The sequence below is a fragment of the Pseudomonas sp. genome (assembly GCF_033723075.1).
In the GTDB taxonomy this organism is placed as follows: domain Bacteria; phylum Pseudomonadota; class Gammaproteobacteria; order Pseudomonadales; family Pseudomonadaceae; genus Aquipseudomonas.
On sequence record NZ_JAWVXU010000012.1, the window covers coordinates 80,019 to 99,775 of the forward strand.

Consider the following 19,757-nt stretch of genomic DNA (forward strand, 5'->3'; position numbering starts at 1 on the left):
CATTGGCTACTCGCATGAAAAGGAAAAGCCCCTGCTAACGAACGTTAGCAGGGGCTTTTCACATTAGGGGGACGCGTTACAGCAGGCGAGGCCGCTGGCGGCAAAGCGACAGGGATATTCACCGGCACTGCTGCGGCCGACGTCTAGCTGTGGGTGATTTTGCAGGTGGACAACCCACACTCGAACTCGAGGCGTAACAGCTCGCGAATCTTGCGCATGGAAAAACTCGCCACTACGACCTCAGCGATCCGAAAGAGGCCGATGGTAGTGAACGAGACCCTGCGTCGCTCCTGGCGGAGGCCGGATGCTTGTGCATCAGAATCCGGATCAGCCTGAAAATCACTGTCCGGATGCTTGTGGAGCGGGTGTCCGAGTGAGCGCGGAATCTGCATCCAGGAAGTAACGCGCCATGCCAATCGGTGAGTTGGCGGCACTACCACCTGATGCGCCACGGGTGATCCCGGCAACCGGGAATTGGTGGGCGAAGGGTTTGATCATCCGGCGCTGGATACTTGCCGGCCATGACGATTTACTGGAAGGGCCCCTTCAGCCATATGCGGGACGCTTGCACCGGGAGCATGCGAGCAAGGACGATGTTCGGATCATCGACTTCATCGATCCCGGACACCCTGCTTTGCTCGATGATGTGGAGGAAGCGAAAAAGTGGCTACGAGGCGATGGGATACCGGCTTGTCGAGTCGTCCGGGGCCATGGAGTTGTTTGACGCGGAAGACAGTTCGGGAATCCACACCCAGTCTTATCCTGTCGTTCGCTCACCGTAGCAAGCCGAGACTGATTAGTGAGGGAAGACCGATTGGCTGACCCTGCTGAGGACAGGACGCCAGAAAGCACTGAGGGGAGCCATGGGCTCCCCTCGAATAAGGTACGTGTGCTTTGTTTTTGTTATTTAGCGATCTGTTGTTGTTATTGGTGATCGACAAGTCATTCATCAGATCCCCAAGAGGGATCAAGGGCAAACGTATTTTTTTGGTTGCTGGTACAGCCCTTATCACTAGGTGATTCAACCAGAACGAGCTACCTCAAGGTAGTTTTATTCTTCTAAAACTGGTTGCCGGGGTTGAGTCCGGGAAAAGCCTACCCTTTCCAAAAAAATCTGTTTGCTACTTCTCTGCGGTCTTGTTTTTGTTTTGCCAGAGTCGAGATGTTTTTCTTTTTACTGTTTTTGTTGTTGTTCTGCCATTGATACTGCATAGCCCGTGCCAGTTTTAAAAAAACCTTGTAAATCAATAAGATAATAAATTTGAGGTTTTTCAGCCAGGTAGAAGTGTGTCTGATCTGTTTCCGTATCACTCAGTTACGTTACCCGGGGATGGTGCTAGTAACACCGGATGTCCGCTTGAGCGGTGTTACTCAGGGTGATCGGTCGGCGGACGAGAAAAGGCTTGGGCGATAGCGGTGGTGTAGCCGAGAGGTTGTGAAAACCCCCCGGCTGCTGCGGCCGCCTCCACCCCCACCTCTGCGGCGCTCGATATTGAGCGATCGTCGTCTATTGGAACCTGTCGCCACACAGGCGATCAAACAAGCCCACCAGTAGAACGCTGCTGCTGGAGCCCGATGACTGCCCTACCCCTCAACTAATCGTTCGCAGAATGGCGGAACCAGGCCGGAGACAGGATAAAAGACGTCGGCTACGGGAATGCATGGGGTGGCAGCTAACGACAGGATAACGACGAGACCTGAGCGTGCTTATGAGGTCGCCAATCCGGGCGCTTGAGGCATTGGCTGCGAGGTTCTGGTTCTACCGCCCAGATGCCTTGTGCCATAGCCGCCGCTCAGAGTAGAGCCGTAGAGAGGAGCTCCCGGGACCTCAGCGCGATGCCCAAGCAGGTAAGGGGCGATCCGCAAGCAGTCATTAAATAATTACAACTACAAGCACAACGCTAAAGCCGACCTGAAGGTTGATCCCGACCCACAGCACCAGGCGAGGCGTTAGGCATGGGATTCTTATGAATATTGTTTTGTCCGGCGCGATCATCACGCTTTTGCTAACCACCCTGTTTGTCCTGATGCGCTGGGGTAATCAGCGTTGTCATGGTTCCGAGCCGGTGGGGGTGTTGACCTTCATGGCCATCCTGTTCACTTCGGGCCTGGACATGGGCCTGATCATCTTTCCGCTGACCGAGTTTCCGGTCTACGCCAAGGATGCGGAATATCAATTCTCCAACCCATTGGCTGTCGAGTTCGGCTTCTGGGGCTTTCTGATCTGGGTGTTCTACTTCATCACCACCTTTTACTTCTGCGTGATCGAGCCACGGGTGAAGTTCTTCGAATTGAAACCAGTGAAGTTCGTCAACAACATGGTGATCATCTCGACCTGTGCCTTCACGGCTTACCTGTTCCTGGTGAATATCGCCTGGTATGCGCCGGAAGTCGGCGAAGCCTGGGGTTACCTGGTGGTCTTCCTGATCCTGTTGGCGGCGGTCTATTCGAGCACCGATATCAAGTACCTGAAGATCCTGAGCGTGGCGTCGACCTGGTTGTTCTTCGCCCTGATTGCCGGGATGTGGTGGTTGATGGATGCCGACGCAGGCTATGTGGCCGAGGCGGCCTCGGCGATCGGCACCGGCTATTTCGCCGAGCTGCATAACTTCGTCCTGCCGCTGAGCGACTACCACGCCTTCTACCTGTTCTGGTGGTTCGCCTGGAGCGTGATGATCGGCCAGTTTGTTTCGCGTTTTGTCGGCGGCCTGAAGACCTACCAGCTGCTGCTGGCACTGCTGATCATCCCTTCCATTCCGTTGGCGATATGGTTTTCCGTGCTGTACTACTACTTCGCCAACGCCATCGAGATCACCCTGCTGTTCAAGCTGGCGATGGTCACGGTGGGGACTATCTTCGTGATCAATTCGGTCGATTCGCTGGTGCGCCTGTACACCGACAACCTGGGAATCAGGGTCGAGAAACTGGGGCGACCGAAGTTCATTTTGCTCAATGTGAGTGTGCTGGCCGCCCTGGTTCTGCTGTTCAAATTCACCCCGTTCGAAATTCAGTCGGTGGGGTTGGTGGTGATTGCCCTGTATGCCGCGACCATCGCGACCATTATGTGGCGGCACCGGCCGGCGCTGGCGGCGATCAATGACTGAAGAGCCGATCAACTGAACGGCATATCGAGTTTGGCTGCAGCCGAATAGAACAGCCCAGGCGCACCTGGAGCTGTTCTATTCCTGGGGTGTTCTGGCGGCCGACGCACCGAATCTAGGCCAGCGCCGGCACCCACCAGTAGCGCACGAAGTGGAAGAAGATCGGGGCGGCAAAGCACACCGAGTCGAGACGGTCGAGCATGCCGCCGTGGCCTTCGATCATATGGCCCCAGTCCTTCACGCCGCGGTCACGTTTGATTGCAGACATCACCAGGCCACCGGCAAAGCCCAGCAGGTTAACGGTCAGTGCCATCAAGGCGGCCTGCCAGAAGTTGAACGGGGTGATCCAGCACAGCAGTGCGCCGGCCAGGCAGGCCAGGGACACGCCGCCGAGAAAGCCTTCGACGGTCTTCGACGGCGACAGGCGTGGGGCGATCTTGTGCTTGCCGAACAACTTGCCGCAGACGTACTGCAGTACGTCGGACAGTTGCACCACGATGATCAGCCAGGCGATCAGCAGCAGGTTGCGTCCTTCATAGCCGGGTATGTCCAGGGTCAGCAAGGCCGGTACCGAGGAGATGCAGTACACCGCGATCATCAGGCCCCACTGCACCTTCGATGCGCGTTCGAGAAAGCGTGTGGTGTCGCCGCCCAGGGACGCCAGGATCGGCAGCAGCAGGAACAGATATACCGGGATAAAGATCGAGAACAGGCCGTACCAGTCGAGGGCGATCAGCAGATACTGCATGGGCAGGGCGAAGTAGAAGGCCGCGACCAGTGCCGGGTAGTCGCTGCGCCTTGTCGGGGTCAGGGTCATGAATTCGCGCAAGGCGTAGAACGAGACGCAGTAGAACAGCAGGATGACGCCCAGGTTGCCGAACAGGAAGGCGATCCCGATCACCAGCACCATGACCCACCAGGCATTGATCCGCGCATTGAGGTTATCGATGACCGGGTTCGGCGTGTCGCCGCTGCGCCGCTTGAGTAACCAGCCGATGGCCGAGGCGAGCAGCAAGAGGGCGCCGATACCGGCGAACAGCAGCAGGGTGTTGTGATCCATCTCAGACCTCCTCGGGTGCCAGGGCCAGCAGGGCGTTACGCGCGCGTTCGAGGAAGGCGTCCTTGCCCTCCCCCTCGATGGGTTCCAGGGCCGCCCCAAAACTCAGGGTGCACAGCAGCGGCAATGGCAGCGCCCTGCCCTTGGGCATGACGCGGTTGAGGTTGGCGATCCAGACCGGCACCAATTCGACTTCGGGGCGCAATCGGGTCAGGTGGTACAGGCCGCTTTTGAATGGCAGCAGGCCGTCTTCAAGATTGCGCGTGCCTTCGGGAAAGAGGATCAACGAATCGCCCTGATCCAGGGCATCGAGCATGGGCTGCAGCGGGTTGGCTTCAGGCGTAGCGCGCTCGCGGTCGATCAGCACGCCGTTGAATACCTTGTCGATCAGGTAGCGGCGCACGCCGTCACGCTGCCAGTAATCGGCACCGGCCACCGGGCGGGTGCTGCGCCGCAACTCTGGCGGTAACGAGGCCCAGAGCAACACGAAGTCGCCGTGGCTGCTGTGGTTGGCGTAGTACAGCCGCTGGACGGGCTGTGGTGTGCAGCCGAGCCAGAGCGCGCGGGCACCGGTCAGCAGGCGTGCAGTCGAGGTAATGACGAAGGCGGTCAGGGACGCGAGCATGGTCGACTCCTTATCCAGTGATTGAAAGCCAGGGCAGGCCAAGCACGGTCAACACGGCCAGCAGCAGTTGAGCCAGCAGCCAGAGCACTTGCAGGCGCAACAGGCGCAGCGCCGCAAGGCTGCGGTCGTCCCAATTGCGCGCGGGTTGATTCGCCGGTTGCAGCTTGAGCTGGGCCAATGCCTGGTCGAGATCGGTGGTGTGCATGGCCAGTTGCTCAAACCGGCCGGCGAGCCGCTGGAACAGTTCGGCATCCAGGGCCACCCGCAGCGCCCAGTATTTCTGCCCCAGGCCCAGTACCAGCAGAAGCGCGCAGAGCAACGCAGTCAGTGGCTGTGCGGCGGCGCCGAGAAGTGGCGCCAGGCCGATCAGCAGGGCGAGTAGGCTGAGCGCGCTGGACAGGCAATCCAGCGCCCTGCCCCGGCGCAGCAGGCTGGCCACGGTGAACAGCTGCATTTCAGTAGCCATGGGCGGCGGCTCCGGCTGGCAGGTTATTGCTGAGTTCCAGCATGCCTTGCAGCGCATGTTGATGGGCGTCGCTCAAGATCACTTGCGGCCGCGCCCGGCGCAGATGTGCCAGAGCTTCGGCTACATCCTTGCAGCGTCCGCTGTGCAGCAGCCAGGCGGCGACCGCCGTGGCGCTGCGTGAATAGCCCAGGGCGCAATAGACCAGCAGGCTGCCGTGGGTGCGCAGCGTTTCGATGGCTTGCGCCGCTTCCAGGCAGGTAGCTGAGCTGGGGACGCTGAGGTCGAGCAGTGGCAGCGCGTGATAGGCCTTGGCTTGGGCTCTGGCCGGCAGCTCGGCGCATAGATCGAGCTGGGCCTGGAACTGCTCGGCCTGCCCTGGGGCCGGAATGCGCCCCAGCCAAACGCCCGGCTCGACCTCATCGGCGTGCGGGTGAGCGCGGGTCCATAGCCGCGAGTTGAGCCAGGCGGCGGCCAGGTAGGGCGCGAGCAACCAGGTCGCGGCGTTACTCAATCGGCCATCAGCGGCCTTCTGAAAACCCGCCGCGCCGAACAGCAGGTAGTTGAGCGCTACCAGCAGCAGGGAGAAGGCCGGCCAGAGCAGCCACAACCAGACTCCGCCGAGATTCGCCGCCAGGGCGCTGAGCAGCGCCGCACCCAGGCTGTAGTGCAACCCCAGGCGCAGGCGTTGCGGATCGCGGGTCAGTCGCCAGGCCAGTAGCGGGCTGCGACCTTGCAGCGGCCACAACCAGACGCACAGCCAGCCGGCCAGTACCCCGGTGGGCACATCGATAAAGTGGTGCTGCCAGGTGGTCAGCACCGACACGCCGATCAGGGCCATCCAGCCATGCAACAGGCCGCGCAGCCACAGGCCATGGGTATGCCGGGCGAACATCATCCAGATCACCACCAGCAGGGCAATATGCAGGGAAGGTGCCTGGTTGAAGGGTTTGTCGAAGCCCATCAGCACATCGAACATGCCACCGAACAGGCCATCCAGCTCGGGCCGCTCGAAGGTGAAGCGCAGCGGCCAGAGCAGGAACGCGGCGATGCACAGCACTTGTACGCTGAGCAGGCGCAGGCCGTGGCGATCCATTTCCCGGCGCGTGGCCGGCAGCAGGAACGACAGTCCATATAGCAGGTCAATCGACCAGTAAGGCACGATACTCCACGGCCATAGCGGTATCCGGCTTTCCCAGGCGAATACCAGGGTGCCGACGTCGTCGCGTTGTGCGCTCAGCCAGTTGGCGAAGCTGTAGCTGGCGAAGAACAACGGCGCCAACAGCAGCAGCCAGAGCACGCCGCGCTTCCATAGCCCGGCTTCGCGGCTAAGGCTGACCTCATCCATCAGGACACCCGCTGCGCCAGGGAGACGCTGAAGATGCCCCACTCGTCGATGCGCTGGGTCAGCTTGCGAAAGCCTGCGGCCTCGACCAGTTGGTCCATCTCCGCCTGGCTACGCCGACGCATGACCCAGGCTTCGCCGCCGCGGTGGCTGGTCAGGGCGCGGGCAATCAGTTCCAGCTGCGGGTGCCAGGGCTGACCGGTGTAGACCAGATAACCGCCCTCTTCCACCGCTGTCGCCAACCCGGCCAAAGAATCGCCAACCATCTGGTTGCTGCCGAACAGCTCATACAGGCCGGAGACCACTGCCAGGCTTGGCTTGGGTTCGAGTGCGGCCAGGTCGGCGCGGTCGAAGGCATCGCCTTTGACGAAGCGGGCGATGTCCGCCAGGCCCTTCTGTTCGATCAAGGCGCCGCCGTCGCGCACATTGATATCGCTGTAATCGCGCAACAGGATCGAGTCCGGTTTCTGCTCCATTCCTTCCAGGGCTTCGAGGATATAGCGGCCATGACCGGCGGCGATATCGACGATGCGCACGCCACGGCCCTGCTCGCGCAGCTTGCCCATGGCCAGGCGCAGCAACTCCTCGGCGTGCAGCTTGCGCTGGCGAATGCCGCGCCAGCCGATGGAATTCAGGTAGTTCTGGTCGATCAGCCTGCCAATAGGCGACTTGCCGCTGGGCTGGTTGCGGTAGACGTAATCCAGGGTGCTGCCGGAATCGAAGCCGGTGTCGAAGCCCAGTTTGACCCCGTCGGCCAGGCTGCTGCCGAGCCGCAGACCGGCACGGGTGGCGCGCCAGTAGAGGTCGCCCGGGGAGTTGTGCGGTAGCGGTGCGGCCAGGCTTTCCGATTCGGCGCAGGTCACGCCCAGGCGGTCGGCATCGAGCAGCGAGGGGCGCTGCACCGGCTCTTCGAAACAGCGCAGGAGAAAGCGCCGGACGCGGCTCAGGGCGTGGCTACGGTCGCGTTCGCCGAGGGTGTCGTGAAAGAAGCCGGGCAGTATGTGTTTTTCCTTACGAAGGCTGCCGAGGCGCTCGAAGAACTGTTCCTGGGGTTTGCGGTGAACGACGAAGTCGGCGCCGGAGATCAGCAATTGAGTGGGGATCTGGATCGCCTGGGCATCGGCCACCACCCGCTCGGCGGCATCGTACAGGCCGAGCAGCATATTTACCGAAATCGCCCGTGCGATCAGCGGGTCGCTATTAAAGGAGGCAATCCGCTCCGGGTCATGGCTGAGGTACTTGGCTTTGACGTAGCTGTTGACGAAGAAATTACCGCGCCAGGCGCGCATCAGCTGCAATCCGGGCCGGGCAAAGGGTACGTAGAGCTTGACCTTGAATGCTGGCGAGGCGAGCACCAGGGCGCGGATCTTCGGCGCATAGTCATGGGCCCAGGCCGAGACCACCACCGCGCCAACGCTCTGTGCCAATACGGCGAGATCTTCCTCGGCCAGCCCATGCCGGCCGCCGATGTGGTCGATAAAGGTCTGCACATCCCGCGCGCTGGTGGCGAAGCTCGGGCTGTCACCGCGTTCGCCCGGCGACCGGCCATGGCCGCGAGCGTCCCAGGCGAAGAAGTCGAAATCCGCCATGTCCAGTTCGTCGACCAGGTGGGCCATGCGCCCGCCGTGTTCGTGGCCGCGGTGGAACATCACCACCGCGCGTTTTGCCGCGGTGCCGTCAGTGTTGCTGGCCGGCCAGTGGCGGTAGAACAGCTCTACGCCGTCGTGGGTGGTAAAGCTGAATTCCTGGGCTTCGCGCATCGAGACATCCTTATTCCGAATCAGTTGGCTGCGCCGCTTCGGCCAGGCCTTGGCGTACGCGGTTATAGAGGGTGTAGAGCAACAGGGCGAGAATCACCGCGAGCAGGCCATTTAGCCAGGCTGCGGACAGCAACCCGCAGGCCACGCCGGCCCCCAGTACGCCAAAGCAGAAGGCCCGGTCGCTCTTGCCCATGGGCCCGTCGTAGCGGCGCGAGGCACCGACCATGGGCCCGAGTACGCCGGCGTATTCGCTGATCAGGGCCAGCAGCACGACTAGCACCAGCAGCAGCGGTGAGACGCCGGGGAGCAAGGCGAAGGGTAGAAACAGGGCGCTGTCGGCGATCAGGTCGCAGAGTTCATTGAGGTAGGCGCCGAGCCGCGACTGTTGGCCGAACTCGCGGGCGAGCATGCCGTCCACGGCATTCAGCGCCATGCGCAACAGCATCCACAGGGGAATCAGGGCGAACAGCCAGGTGTGCTGAGGCAAGGCCATCAGCAGGATGCCGAGCAGAACGGAAACCACGGCGGCGAACAGGGTGACCTGATTGGCGGTCACGCCTCTGTCGTAGAGGTGCTTTACGCCAGGGCGCAGCAGGTTCTGAAAAGCGGGCTTGAGCTGATAGATGGAGAGCATGAGTTTGAATTCCCTTTCAATGCAGTGACCTGTCGAATCAGCTTAGCCGTTTTGCCCGCCCAGCTGTCTGTGAAGACTGTGCGCCAGTGCCGGATTGGTAAAGATGATGGCCCGCGGGAAAAACTTATACCCCGCCAGCGAGTCTTCCATGAGCGTAATAAAATTGATAATAATCAATTAATTACATTGTTAAGTGGCGTTTTAATGCTATTTCACGCACAGCTTATCCACAATTTTTCCAGAAGCCTGTCGGTTCAGAGATTGTGAAAATACCCAACGCCGTTGCCCAACACAGCGGCGCTGTCTGGAGGTTGCACAGCAGGTGAGCGTTATCTCACCACCGCTCTGGGGGGTTGTTCCGAGCCCGCCGGTGTTCTAGATGCTTTGGCTGACATCGCAGGCAGCGTCTTCAGCGGCCAGGGCGCCGATATCGCGCTGTGCCTGGCTGATCCAGGCGAAGGCGCGCTCGTTCAACTCGGCAATTGCCCGCGGGCCTGTACCTTCGGCCTGCATGGCCGGGCCTATCACCACCTGAATGGTGCCGGGGGTCTTGCCCCAGCCTTCCTTCGGCCAGAACTCGCCGGCGTTGTGGGCGATGGGCAATACCGGCAGGTTGGCGTTGACCGCCAGGGAGGCGCCGCCACGGGAGAATTTGCCGATCTGGCCGGTGGCGATCCGCGTGCCTTCCGGGAAGATCAGTACCCAGGCGCCCTGCTCCAGGCGCTCGTGGCCCTGCTTGGCCAGCTGCTTGAGCGCGGCTTTGGGGTTGCTGCGGTCGATGGCGATGGGTTTGAGCATGGCCATGGCCCAGCCGAAGAACGGCACATAGAGCAGTTCGCGCTTGATCACCTGGCTCAGCGGCTCGAACAGCGCCGAGAGGAAGAAGGTCTCCCAGGTGCTCTGGTGTTTGGCGAGGATCACGCACGGCCGTTGCGGAATGTTCTCCAGGCCTTTGACTTCATAGCGGATGCCCAGCACCACCTTGGCCAGCCAGACGGCGCAGCGGCACCAGGTCTGATTGACGAAACGGTAGCGCGCCCGAAACGGCAGGAAGGGCGCGACGAATACGCTGAGGATGCACCAGAAGCACGCGCTGACAGACAGCAACAGGTAGAAAAGGAAGGTTCTGATGGTCTGCATTGTCGACATGGGAGCGTTTACCGTCAGCAGGCTGAGCCCGCTTCATTCAGTGGATAAGTTGGCTGGCGACCGCCGCCAGATCATCGAATACCAGGGTGCCTGCAGGCAATGGCTGGGCTAGGGTCAGCAGGCCCTTGCCGGTCTTGACCAGTACCGGCTGACAACCGACGGCCAGTGCGGCTTTGAGGTCACGGCTGCTGTCACCGACGAACCACACCCCGTCCAGGCTGACGTTGTAGTGCGCGGCGATCTGCCGGAGCATACCGGGCTTTGGCTTGCGGCAGTCGCAACCGTCGTCCGGGCCATGCGGACAATGCACGATCAGCCCCAGTTCTCCGCCCTGTTCGGCGACCAGTTGGCGCAGGCGCGCGTGCATCGCGTCGAGCGCCGCCTGATCGTAGTAGCCACGGGCCAGGCCGGACTGGTTGGTGGCCACCGCGACCGTCCAGCCGGCCCTGGACAAGCGGGCGATGGCTTCGACGGCACCGGGCAGCGGAATCCACTCGTCGAGGTTTTTGATATAGGCGTCGGAGTCGTAATTGATCACGCCGTCGCGGTCGAGAATCAGCAGTTTCATGGGATGTCCATGGCCGGGTGGCGGTGTTGGCCGCCACCCGGCGAAGGGTGATGATGGGTAGCGCCGAGCTCAACCTGCGCGGCCCGCCCCATCCTACGATCAGGCAAGTCTCAGCCCAGCACCGAGATATCGGCCACGCCGAGGAACAGGCCACGCAGCTTGGCCAGCAGGGCGTAGCGGTTAGCCCGCACCGCCGGGTTTTCGGCGTTGACCAGCACCGACTCGAAGAAGGCGTCCACCGGTTCGCGCAGGCTGGCCAGTTGCGCCAGGGCGGCGCTGTACTGCCGCGCCGCGGCCAGAGGCTGGACGGTCTGTTCGGCCTGCTGGATGGCGGCGTTGAGGGTGAACTCGCTCGGCGTATCGAAGTGGTGGGCCTGGATGCTCGCGGCGACCTGACCCTCGGCCTTGCCCAGCAGATTCGACACGCGCTTGTTGGCGGCGGCCAGGGCCGCCGCTTCAGGCAAGGTGCGGAAGGCCTGCACGGCCTGCACGCGCTGGTCGAAGTCCAGCGGCGAGACCGGATTGACCGCCCGCACGGCCTGATAGACGGCGACATCGACGCCTTCGTCTTCATAACGCGCGCGCAGGCGGTCGAAGATGAAGTCCTGCACCTGGGACGCCAGATCGCCGGCTTTGACCTTGCCGTCGAACTGTTCGATGGCGAAGGCGACGGTCGCCATCAGATCCAGATCCAGCTGTTTCTCGATCAGGATGCGCAGCACACCGAGGGCCGCGCGACGCAGGGCATAGGGGTCCTTGCTGCCGGTGGGCAGCATGCCGATGCCGAAGATGCCGACCAGGGTGTCGAGCTTGTCGGCCAGGGCCACCGCGGCGCCGGTCAGGGTGCTCGGCAGTTCGGCGCCGGCACCGCGCGGCATGTAGTGCTCGTTCAGCGCCAGGGCGACGTCTTCCGCTTCGCCGTCATGCTTGGCGTAGTAGTAACCGGCGATGCCCTGCATTTCCGGGAACTCGCCGACCATCTCGCTGGCCAGGTCGCACTTGCACAGCAGGCCGGCGCGCGCGGCGCGAGTAGCGTCGCCGCCGATGCGCTGGGCGATGAAACCGGCCAGCTCCGACACCCGCTTGGCCTTATCGAAGACCGAGCCGAGCTGGGCCTGGAACACCACGTTGGCCAGGCGCTGATTGAAGGTCTCGAGCTTGTGCTTCTGGTCCTGCTTGAAGAAGAACTCGGCGTCGGTCAGACGCGGACGCACCACCTTCTCGTTGCCGGAAATGATCTGCTGCGCATCCTTGCTTTCGATGTTGGCCACGGTGATAAAGCGCGGCAGCAGCTTGCCGTTGGCATCGAGCAGGCAGAAGTACTTCTGGTTGTCCTGCATGGTGATGATCAGCGCTTCCTGGGGGACCTCGAGGAAGCGCTCCTCGAACGAGCAGACCAGCGGCACCGGCCATTCAACCAGGGCACTGACTTCATCGAGCAGGGCTGGCGGCACTATGGCCGTGCCCTGTTGTTCGCTGGCCAGTTGCTCGATGCGCGCGGCGATCTGCGCGCGACGCTCGGCGAAATCGGCGATCACATAGGCGCTGCGCAGGTCTTCGGCGTAGTTGGCCGGCGTGGAGATGCGCACTTCCTGATTGGCGTGGAAGCGATGACCACGGGAGACCCGCCCGGATGTCTGGGCGAGGATTTCACAGTCGATCACCGCATCGCCGAACAGCATCACCAGCCACTGGCTCGGACGGACGAATTCGGTCTTGCGCGCGCCCCAGCGCATGCGCTTGGGGATCGGCAGCTCGTTCAACGAGGTCTCGACGATGCCGGGCAGCAGACTGGCGGCGGCCTGGCCGGGAATGCGCTGGCTGAATCTCAGCTTGGGGCCGCTCTGGTCGATCTCGGCCAGGTCGACGCCACACTTCTTGGCGAAGCCCAGGGCGGCCTGGGTCGGGTTACCGTCCTTGTCGAAGGCCGCCTGCAGCGGCGGTCCATCGAGGTTCTGGGTGCGATCGGCCTGTTGCTCTTCAAGTTGCTCGACCAGTACCGCCAGACGCCGCGGCGCGGCGTAGTAGCGCACCTTGCCATAGCTCAGGCCAGCGGCTTTGAGGCCTTTTTCGATGCCGGCGAGGAAGGCTTGGCCCAGGGTGTTCAGGGATTTCGGCGGCAGCTCTTCGGTGCCCAGTTCAACCAGAAAGTCGTGCGCACTCATTCTGCTGCCTCCAGCTTTGCCAATACTTCATCACGCAGGTCGGGGGCGGCGAGCGGGAAGCCGAGTTTGCGCCGCGCCTGCAGGTAGCTCTGCGCCACCGCGCGGGCCAGGGCGCGTACGCGCAGGATGTATTGCTGGCGAGCAGTCACCGAAATGGCCCGACGGGCGTCCAGCAGGTTGAAGGTGTGCGAGGCCTTGAGCACCATCTCGTAGGTCGGCAGCGGCAGTTCCAGCTCGATCAGGCGATTGGCTTCGCTCTCGTAGAAATCGAACAGCTCGAACAGCTTGTCGACGTTGGCGTGCTCGAAGTTGTAGGTCGACTGTTCCACTTCGTTCTGGTGGAACACATCGCCATAGGTGACGGTGCCGAACTGGCCGTCGGTCCACACCAGGTCATAGACCGAGTCGACGCCTTGAATGTACATGGCCAGGCGCTCGAGACCGTAGGTGATCTCGCCGGTCACCGGGTAGCACTCGATGCCGCCGACCTGCTGGAAGTAGGTGAACTGGGTGACTTCCATGCCGTTCAGCCAGATTTCCCAGCCCAGACCCCAGGCGCCGAGGGTCGGCGATTCCCAGTTGTCCTCGACGAAGCGGATGTCGTGCACCAGCGGATCGATACCGATGGCCTGCAGCGATCCGAGGTACAGCTCCTGGAAGTTTTCCGGATTGGGTTTGAGCACCACCTGGAACTGGTAGTAATGCTGCAGGCGGTTGGGGTTCTCGCCGTAGCGGCCGTCGGTGGGGCGACGGGAGGGCTGCACGTAGGCGGCGTTCCAGGTCTCCGGGCCGATGGCGCGCAGGAAAGTGGCAGTGTGGAAGGTGCCGGCGCCCACTTCCATATCGTAAGGCTGCATCACCACACAACCTTGCTCGGCCCAGTATTGCTGCAGGACGAGGATCAAGTCTTGGAAGGTGCGCACGGCAGGCGTAGTCTGGCTCACGGAAAATTCACCTGTTGGGGCTGCGACAGAAAGGGCGGGAGTATACCCCAATCCACGCGGCCTCCACCGCCCAGGAAGGCCCTATGCCCCGCTGCTTCTGGTGTACCGATGACCCGCTCTACCAGGCCTATCACGATCAGGAATGGGGCGTGCCGCAGCGCGATCCCCAGGCGCTGTTCGAATTACTGCTGCTGGAGGGCTTCCAGGCCGGCTTGTCCTGGATAACCGTGCTGAAGAAGCGCGAACGCTACCGCGAGGTGCTGTTCGGCTTCGACCCCCAGCGCTTGGCTGTGATGAGCGATGAATACCTGGAAAGCCTGATGCAGGACGCCGGGATCATCCGCAACCGCCTGAAGCTCAAGGCTGCGCGGCAGAACGCCCAGGCCTGGCTGAGGCTGGAGGATCCGCTGACGCTGCTCTGGTCGTTCGTCGGTGGCGCGCCCAGGATCAATCATTTCAGCGAGCGCAGCCAGGTGCCGGCCGTCACCGCCGAGGCCGAGGCCATGAGCCGCGCCCTGAAGAAGGCCGGTTTCACCTTCGTCGGCCCGACCATCTGCTACGCCTATATGCAGGCCACGGGCATGGTCATGGACCACACCACCGATTGTGACCGCTATGCCGTGCTGTGCCGTGCCTAGCGGGGATGGTGCGACCCCGTAGATACCGTCTTGCCCCTCATCGGGCAAGGGCCTTTTTGACATCAAATGGCTCGCCTGATTTGAGTACCCCATAGGCGATGTGGAGCAGTTTGCGCATTGCCGCACAGACGATCTGCTTGCCGGCCTTTCCGCGGGCTTGCAGGCGCTCCTTCAGGGCTTTGATCGCCGCATTGTGAATCATCGCCGCGACCGTAGGCATGTACATCCCGGAGCGCAGACGGCCGGAGCCCATGCGAGAGATAGACACATGGCCTTTGTGTTTGCCGGAGTCCTGCAGCTTCGGATTCAGCCCAGCAAACGCGGCGATCGCCCGAGCACTCTTGAACTTCAAGGGATCGCCCAACTCGGCCAGTAGCAAGGCCGCCGTCTTGTCGCCGATACCGTCGATGCTGACCAGTAGATCGCGCTTGCCGCGCAAGTCCGGGTCGCTGTCGATGTGATCCTGGATCGCTTTCAGGGTATCGGCAATCTGCTGTTGGACATGCTGCAACACTGAGCGGATAGAGTCCTGAACACTGGCGTGCGAAACCTCCAGGCGATTGAGCTCCATCTGCTCGATCTCCTTGAGGTCTTCCAGCCGACGCACCAGCGCTCGCAACCGCCGCACGGCCAGCGGTTCGGGTTGCCAGGCACGCAGCTTGTCCAGGTGCCGTTGGCCATAGTCAGCAATCAACTTGGCGTCGACTCGATCCGTCTTGACCCGCTGTAACTGGCTCTGGGCGTAGCGGGCGATCTGCGCAGGATTCATGACGCACACGCGGTAACACCAGTTGATGCAGGTACTCCGCCAAGGCCTCGTGGTAGACCCCGGTGGCTTCCATCACGATCCAGGCGCTCGGCTCGGCGTATTTGGCCAGCCACTGCTGGAGCGTCTGAAACCCCGTCGCCTCATTGGCCAGCTTGCTCTTGGTGCGGTATTTGCCATTGGCTTGCAGGGTGGCGATATCGAAGCTGTGCTTGGCGATATCGATGCCAACGATACTGGACATAAGCTCTCCTTTATCGATTTATGACGATCATCACTGCACCCTGTCCAACCTTGTGAATGCGAGCTCTTACCCGAGGTAGGCCCTAGATACCGTTCGAACTTTGCGAGTGAGTGTGGAGGGCCGGAGCACTATCTACGAGACAGGCTCGAGGCCTGAGGGTGGGTACGTCTTCCTGGCCCTCCCCCGATGATCTGTCGGGAACTATCGCCTCTTTGGGAGGCAATAGTCGAGATACAAGGGCGGGTGCAACCCGCCTGGATCATCCGCGTGACTGGCGGGTTGCACTCGCCCTACGTCCTTGGCATTGCTCGGCCCCGGCCACTCTTGGTTACACTAGGCACCTTTTGCCCTTGGGGAGTTGTCTGTGGAAAAGCTCAAAGGTGCCTTGGTGGTGGGTTTCCTGCGCCTGTTCGCCCTGCTGCCCTGGCGCGCGGTGCAAAGCTTGGGCGCGGCCATCGGCTGGTTGATGTGGAAGCTGCCGAATAGCTCGCGCACGGTGGTGCGGATCAATCTGGCCAAGTGTTTCCCCGAGCTGGACGAGGCCGAGCGTGAGCGCCTGGTCGGTCAGAGCCTCAAGGACATCGGCAAGACCCTCACCGAAAGCGCCTGCGCCTGGATCTGGCCGGCACAGAAGTCCATCGGCCTGGTCCGTGAGGTCGAGGGCCTGGAAGTCCTCGAGGAGGCCTTGGCCAGTGGCAAGGGCGTGGTCGGCATTACCAGTCACCTGGGCAACTGGGAAGTGCTCAATCACTTCTACTGCGCCCAGTGCAAACCAATCATTTTCTACCGACCGCCCAAGCTCAAGGCGGTCGACGAGCTGTTGCGCCAGCAGCGGGTGCAGTTGGGCAACCGGGTGGCGCCCTCGACCCGTGAAGGCATCATCAGCATCATCAAGGAAGTGCGCAAAGGCGGTGCCGTGGGCATTCCCGCCGACCCCGAGCCCAGTCTGTCGGCGGGCGTGTTCGTGCCCTTCCTGGCGACCCAGGCGCTGACCAGCAAGTTCGTGGCCGGCATGCTGGTCGGCGGCAAGGCCCGCGGGGTGTTCCTGCATGCCCTGCGCCTGGCCGATGGCTCCGGCTTCAAGGTGATCCTCGAGGCCGCCCCGGCAGAGATGTACGGCGACGACGTGGAGACCGCAGTGGCGGCCATGAGCGGGGTCATCGAGAAATACGTGCGGGCCTACCCGAGCCAGTACATGTGGAGCATGAAACGCTTCAAGAAGCGCCCGCCAGGCGAGCCGAAGTGGTATTGAGTCGAGGCGTCCACTCGGCGTCTTTTTTCCCATTGCTGCTCGGTTTTTCCAGGATTTTGCGCTATTAATCGCACCTCACCTGCTCAGGACGGTCACCACTATGCCCAGTCAGCGCCAGCATCCACGTACCTCGATGAAGTGCCGGATCAAGATCTGTCACCCGAGTTTTGGGGAAGTGGTGGCGCAGACCCGCGACCTGTCCGATGGTGGTGTCTATGTCAAACACCCGGATCTGCTGGCCCTGCCCCAGGGCACGATAGTCACGGGTCAGGTGCAGGACCTGCCGATCGAGGCGCCGGTGCTGCACATGGAGGTGATGCGGGTGGATGCCGAAGGTATCGGCCTGCGCTTCATCGAGCGCTGACCAATCGTCTGCTGTGCACATAAAAACTTATCCTGGCGGTCAAGAAAACGCTAGAATGCCGCGCGGTTGATAGTTTCCCGCCGCGGCAATGGGTTCCCTAACCCCATCTCATTCAAAAAGGACATGCCATGCCCTCCGTCTCTGCGACGATCTGGCGCCCGGCTCTGGCCGGCCTGATCGCCTTTCACATGCTGATCATCATCGCCAGCAACTACCTGGTGCAACTGCCCATGACCTTGTTCGGTTGGCAGACCACCTGGGGTGCGTTCAGCTTTCCGTTCATCTTCCTGGCCACCGACCTCACCGTGCGCCTGCTCGGCAAGACGCCCGCCCGCCAGGTGATCGCGCGGGTCATGCTGCCCGCGCTGGCCGCCTCTTATGGGGTGTCCGTGCTGTTCCAGAACGGCAGTTTTGCCGGCGTTAGCGCGTTGCAGGAGTTCAACGTATTCGTCGCCCGTATCGCCCTGGCCAGCTTCCTCGCCTATGTCCTCGGCCAGCTGCTGGATATCCAGGTATTCGACCGTTTGCGCAACCTGCGGCAATGGTGGGTGGCCCCGGCCGCCTCGACGGTGCTGGGCAACCTGCTGGATACCTTCGTCTTCTTCTCCATCGCCTTCTGGCACAGCAGCGACCCGTTCATGGCCGAGCACTGGGTCGAGATCGCCAGCGTGGACTACGCGATCAAGCTGGCGGTCAGCCTGCTGCTCTTCGTGCCGCTCTACGGCATGCTGCTCAACGCCATCGCCCGGGCTGTGCCCAAGCGCGCGGCGCTATCTTCCCGAGGTTGACGGCGGCGGCGCAGCCAGCCGGGCGATCGACTGCTCGTGAGCTACTCGGGTTGCTGCTGGTGTTTATCCAGCTTGCGCAGAAATACCGTCATTTCCTTTTCCGCCTGCTTGTCGCCATGACCGCGCGCGGCTTGCAGGCCCTGTTTCCAGGCCTGGCGGGCCGCCAGCGGTTGCTCGGCGGCCAGCAGCGCCCTGCCCAGCAGCTTCCAGGCGGCCGAATACGTGGGGTCGAACGCGACGCAGCGCTGCAGGTGTTCGGCGGCGCGCGCCGGTTCGCCTGCATCCAGGTAGCCCTTGCCCAGGCCGAAGCGCAGCAGGGCGTTGTCCACGCCCTTGGCCAGCATTTTTTCCAGGGATTCGAGCATAAAACCTCCGAGTAGGAGCGAGGGGAACGCCTAGTTCCATACCCGCGAGCCGGGCAACACAAGAGCTTCGCGGGCATGGCCCGCTCCTGGGCTCAGAAAAACGTCAGGCCAACCTGGAACAGGCGTTCGGCATCGCGGATGTATTTCTTGTCCACCAGGAACAGGATCACATGGTCGCCGGATTCGATCACGGTGGCGTCGTGGGCGATCAGCACTTCCTCGGCGCGGATGATTGCGCCGATGGTGGTGCCCGGCGGCAGCGGGATGTCCTTGATGGCGCGGCCGACCACTTTGCTCGACTTGGCGTCGCCGTGGGCGATGGCCTCGATGGCTTCGGCGGCACCGCGGCGCAAGGAGTGCACGCTGACGATATCGCCACGGCGCACGTGGGTCAGCAGGGTGCCAATGGTGGCCAGCTGCGGGCTGATGGCGATGTCGATTTCGCCGCCCTGGACCAGGTCGACATAGGCCGGGTTGTTGATCAGGGTCATCACCTTGCGCGCACCGAGACGCTTGGCCAGCAAGGACGACATGATATTGGCCTCATCATCGTTGGTCAGGGCGAGGAAGATGTCGGCGTCGCTGATGTTCTCCTCGACCAGCAGGTTCTTGTCCGAGGCGCTGCCTTGCAGGACCACGGTGCTGTCGAGGTTTTCCGAGAGATAGCGGCAGCGTGCCGGGTTCATCTCGATGATCTTCACCTGGTAGCGGCTCTCGATGGCCTCGGCCAGGCGCTCGCCGATATGCCCGCCGCCGGCGATCACTACCTTCTTGTAGCTGACTTCGAGACGACGCATCTCGCTCATCACCGCACGAATGTGGCCCTTGGCGGCGATGAAGAACACCTCGTCGTCGGCCTCGATCACGGTATCGCCCTGGGGAATGATTGGCCGGTTGCGACGGAAGATCGCTGCCACCCGGGTGTCGACATTGGGCATGTGCTCGCGCAGCTGGCGCAGTTGCTGGCCGACCAGCGGGCCGCCGTAGTAGGCGCGCACGGCCACCAGCTGGGCCTTGCCCTCGGCGAAGTCGATCACCTGCAGGGCGCCAGGGTATTCGATCAGGCGCTTGATGTAGTTGGTCACCACCTGTTCCGGGCTGATCAGCACATCCACCGGGATCGACTCGTTGCAGAACAGGCCGGAGCGGGTCAGGTAGGCGGCCTCGCGCACCCGGGCGATCTTGGTCGGGGTGTGGAACAGGCTGTAGGCGACCTGGCAGGCGATCATGTTGACTTCATCGCTGTTGGTTACCGCGATCAGCATGTCGGCATCGTCCGCGCCGGCCTGGCGCAGTACCGTAGGGAAGGAGCCACGACCCTGCACGGTGCGGATATCCAGGCGGTCGCCGAGGTCGCGCAGGCGATCGCCGTCGGTGTCGACCACGGTGATGTCGTTGGCCTCGCTGGCCAGGTGCTCCGCCAGGGTTCCACCGACCTGACCGGCGCCGAGAATGATGATTTTCAAGCGATCGCTCCTGTTGGGTGGGCTGGGCTGCGTTCAGCTCGCGACCACCAACTCCAGTTATAC

General features: G+C 62.3%; 19 protein-coding genes and 1 pseudogene. 6 read left to right on the plus strand and 14 right to left on the minus strand.

The window, feature by feature from the left end:
- Positions 1-403: 403 nt before the first annotated feature.
- Both R3355_RS15380 and R3355_RS15385 read left to right on the plus strand, forming a co-directional pair.
- Positions 404-782 (plus strand): annotated as a pseudogene (locus R3355_RS15380) (hypothetical protein); the annotation flags it as partial.
- Between the two features lie 1,185 nt (positions 783-1,967).
- Complete coding sequence (locus R3355_RS15385) at positions 1,968-3,104, plus strand: BCCT family transporter (RefSeq protein WP_318961963.1); 1,137 nt, start codon at positions 1,968-1,970, stop codon at positions 3,102-3,104.
- 112 nt (positions 3,105-3,216) lie between these two features.
- On the opposite strand, the gene R3355_RS15390 is transcribed toward R3355_RS15385, so the two are convergent.
- The 10 genes from R3355_RS15390 to glyQ all read right to left on the minus strand — a co-directional run bounded on the left by R3355_RS15390 (position 3,217) and on the right by glyQ (position 13,811).
- Positions 3,217-4,161, minus strand: coding sequence for a phosphatidate cytidylyltransferase (locus tag R3355_RS15390; RefSeq protein WP_318961964.1), 945 nt, complete (start codon positions 4,159-4,161; stop codon positions 3,217-3,219).
- Between the two features lies 1 nt (position 4,162).
- Positions 4,163-4,783 carry a lysophospholipid acyltransferase family protein gene (locus R3355_RS15395; protein ID WP_318961965.1) on the minus strand — a complete coding sequence of 207 codons (621 nt, stop codon included), beginning with the start codon at positions 4,781-4,783 and terminating at the stop codon, positions 4,163-4,165.
- Positions 4,784-4,793: 10 nt separating this feature from the next.
- Positions 4,794-5,249 (minus strand): hypothetical protein, encoded by a 456-nt coding sequence (locus R3355_RS15400; RefSeq protein WP_318961966.1) that lies wholly within the window; start codon positions 5,247-5,249, stop codon positions 4,794-4,796.
- On the minus strand, positions 5,239-6,594 hold the full coding sequence (locus R3355_RS15405; protein WP_318961967.1) for a phosphatase PAP2/dual specificity phosphatase family protein: 1,356 nt from the start codon (positions 6,592-6,594) through the stop codon (positions 5,239-5,241). The genes R3355_RS15400 and R3355_RS15405 overlap by 11 nt, the downstream gene beginning before the upstream one ends.
- The gene (locus R3355_RS15410; RefSeq protein WP_318961968.1) at positions 6,594-8,351 is read right to left on the minus strand and encodes a bifunctional alpha/beta hydrolase/class I SAM-dependent methyltransferase; all 1,758 of its coding nucleotides are present in this window, start codon (positions 8,349-8,351) and stop codon (positions 6,594-6,596) included. Before R3355_RS15410 ends, R3355_RS15405 begins: the two co-directional genes overlap by 1 nt.
- Before the next feature lie 10 nt (positions 8,352-8,361).
- Positions 8,362-8,985, minus strand: coding sequence for a CDP-alcohol phosphatidyltransferase family protein (locus R3355_RS15415; RefSeq protein WP_318961969.1), 624 nt, complete (start codon positions 8,983-8,985; stop codon positions 8,362-8,364).
- A gap of 375 nt (positions 8,986-9,360) precedes the next feature.
- Positions 9,361-10,134, minus strand: a complete 774-nt coding sequence (locus R3355_RS15420) for a lysophospholipid acyltransferase family protein (protein WP_318961970.1) — start codon at positions 10,132-10,134, stop codon at positions 9,361-9,363.
- 37 nt (positions 10,135-10,171) lie between these two features.
- Positions 10,172-10,702: a D-glycero-beta-D-manno-heptose 1,7-bisphosphate 7-phosphatase gene (gene gmhB, locus R3355_RS15425; protein ID WP_318961971.1), complete on the minus strand. Its 531-nt coding sequence runs from the start codon at positions 10,700-10,702 to the stop codon at positions 10,172-10,174.
- Between the two features lie 110 nt (positions 10,703-10,812).
- The gene (glyS, locus tag R3355_RS15430; protein WP_318961972.1) at positions 10,813-12,867 is read right to left on the minus strand and encodes a glycine--tRNA ligase subunit beta; all 2,055 of its coding nucleotides are present in this window, start codon (positions 12,865-12,867) and stop codon (positions 10,813-10,815) included.
- Positions 12,864-13,811 (minus strand): glycine--tRNA ligase subunit alpha, encoded by a 948-nt coding sequence (gene glyQ / locus R3355_RS15435; RefSeq protein ID WP_318961973.1) that lies wholly within the window; start codon positions 13,809-13,811, stop codon positions 12,864-12,866. Before glyQ ends, glyS begins: the two co-directional genes overlap by 4 nt.
- 83 nt (positions 13,812-13,894) lie before the next feature.
- On the opposite strand from glyQ, the gene R3355_RS15440 reads away from it, so the two are divergent.
- On the plus strand, positions 13,895-14,449 hold the full coding sequence (locus R3355_RS15440; protein WP_318961974.1) for a DNA-3-methyladenine glycosylase I: 555 nt from the start codon (positions 13,895-13,897) through the stop codon (positions 14,447-14,449).
- A gap of 37 nt (positions 14,450-14,486) precedes the next feature.
- Here R3355_RS15440 and R3355_RS15445 read toward each other — a convergent pair whose 3' ends face one another.
- Complete coding sequence (locus tag R3355_RS15445) at positions 14,487-15,218, minus strand: IS110 family transposase (RefSeq protein WP_318961975.1); 732 nt, start codon at positions 15,216-15,218, stop codon at positions 14,487-14,489.
- The gene (locus R3355_RS15450) at positions 15,133-15,459 is read right to left on the minus strand and encodes an IS110 family transposase (protein WP_318961976.1); all 327 of its coding nucleotides are present in this window, start codon (positions 15,457-15,459) and stop codon (positions 15,133-15,135) included. Before R3355_RS15450 ends, R3355_RS15445 begins: the two co-directional genes overlap by 86 nt.
- Before the next feature lie 364 nt (positions 15,460-15,823).
- Here R3355_RS15450 and R3355_RS15455 point away from each other — a divergent pair, with 364 nt between their 5' ends.
- The 3 genes from R3355_RS15455 to R3355_RS15465 all read left to right on the plus strand — a co-directional run bounded on the left by R3355_RS15455 (position 15,824) and on the right by R3355_RS15465 (position 17,863).
- Positions 15,824-16,711, plus strand: coding sequence for a lysophospholipid acyltransferase (locus R3355_RS15455; RefSeq protein WP_318961977.1), 888 nt, complete (start codon positions 15,824-15,826; stop codon positions 16,709-16,711).
- Between the two features lie 100 nt (positions 16,712-16,811).
- Positions 16,812-17,075, plus strand: a complete 264-nt coding sequence (locus R3355_RS15460; protein WP_318948898.1) for a PilZ domain-containing protein — start codon at positions 16,812-16,814, stop codon at positions 17,073-17,075.
- 128 nt (positions 17,076-17,203) lie between these two features.
- Entirely contained in the window at positions 17,204-17,863 is a 660-nt protein-coding gene (locus tag R3355_RS15465) for a 7-cyano-7-deazaguanine/7-aminomethyl-7-deazaguanine transporter (protein ID WP_318961978.1), read from the plus strand.
- Positions 17,864-17,904: 41 nt separating this feature from the next.
- On the opposite strand, the gene R3355_RS15470 is transcribed toward R3355_RS15465, so the two are convergent.
- Complete coding sequence (locus R3355_RS15470) at positions 17,905-18,228, minus strand: tetratricopeptide repeat protein (RefSeq protein ID WP_318961979.1); 324 nt, start codon at positions 18,226-18,228, stop codon at positions 17,905-17,907.
- Between the two features lie 92 nt (positions 18,229-18,320).
- A complete protein-coding gene (gene trkA / locus R3355_RS15475) occupies positions 18,321-19,694 on the minus strand; it encodes a Trk system potassium transporter TrkA (RefSeq protein ID WP_318961980.1) in 1,374 nt (457 codons plus the stop codon).
- Positions 19,695-19,757: the final 63 nt, after the last annotated feature.

Coding starts and splice junctions, on each gene's coding strand:
- R3355_RS15385 (WP_318961963.1), top strand. CDS start 1,968: ATGAATATTGTTTTGTCCGGCGCGATCATCACGCTTTTGCTAACCACC.
- R3355_RS15390 (WP_318961964.1), bottom strand. CDS start 4,161: ATGGATCACAACACCCTGCTGCTGTTCGCCGGTATCGGCGCCCTCTTG.
- R3355_RS15395 (WP_318961965.1), bottom strand. CDS start 4,783: ATGCTCGCGTCCCTGACCGCCTTCGTCATTACCTCGACTGCACGCCTG.
- R3355_RS15400 (WP_318961966.1), bottom strand. CDS start 5,249: ATGGCTACTGAAATGCAGCTGTTCACCGTGGCCAGCCTGCTGCGCCGG.
- R3355_RS15405 (WP_318961967.1), bottom strand. CDS start 6,594: ATGGATGAGGTCAGCCTTAGCCGCGAAGCCGGGCTATGGAAGCGCGGC.
- R3355_RS15410 (WP_318961968.1), bottom strand. CDS start 8,351: ATGCGCGAAGCCCAGGAATTCAGCTTTACCACCCACGACGGCGTAGAG.
- R3355_RS15415 (WP_318961969.1), bottom strand. CDS start 8,985: ATGCTCTCCATCTATCAGCTCAAGCCCGCTTTTCAGAACCTGCTGCGC.
- R3355_RS15420 (WP_318961970.1), bottom strand. CDS start 10,134: ATGTCGACAATGCAGACCATCAGAACCTTCCTTTTCTACCTGTTGCTG.
- gmhB (WP_318961971.1), bottom strand. CDS start 10,702: ATGAAACTGCTGATTCTCGACCGCGACGGCGTGATCAATTACGACTCC.
- glyS (WP_318961972.1), bottom strand. CDS start 12,867: ATGAGTGCGCACGACTTTCTGGTTGAACTGGGCACCGAAGAGCTGCCG.
- R3355_RS15440 (WP_318961974.1), top strand. CDS start 13,895: ATGCCCCGCTGCTTCTGGTGTACCGATGACCCGCTCTACCAGGCCTAT.
- R3355_RS15445 (WP_318961975.1), bottom strand. CDS start 15,218: ATGAATCCTGCGCAGATCGCCCGCTACGCCCAGAGCCAGTTACAGCGG.
- R3355_RS15450 (WP_318961976.1), bottom strand. CDS start 15,459: ATGTCCAGTATCGTTGGCATCGATATCGCCAAGCACAGCTTCGATATC.
- R3355_RS15460 (WP_318948898.1), top strand. CDS start 16,812: ATGCCCAGTCAGCGCCAGCATCCACGTACCTCGATGAAGTGCCGGATC.
- R3355_RS15465 (WP_318961978.1), top strand. CDS start 17,204: ATGCCCTCCGTCTCTGCGACGATCTGGCGCCCGGCTCTGGCCGGCCTG.
- R3355_RS15470 (WP_318961979.1), bottom strand. CDS start 18,228: ATGCTCGAATCCCTGGAAAAAATGCTGGCCAAGGGCGTGGACAACGCC.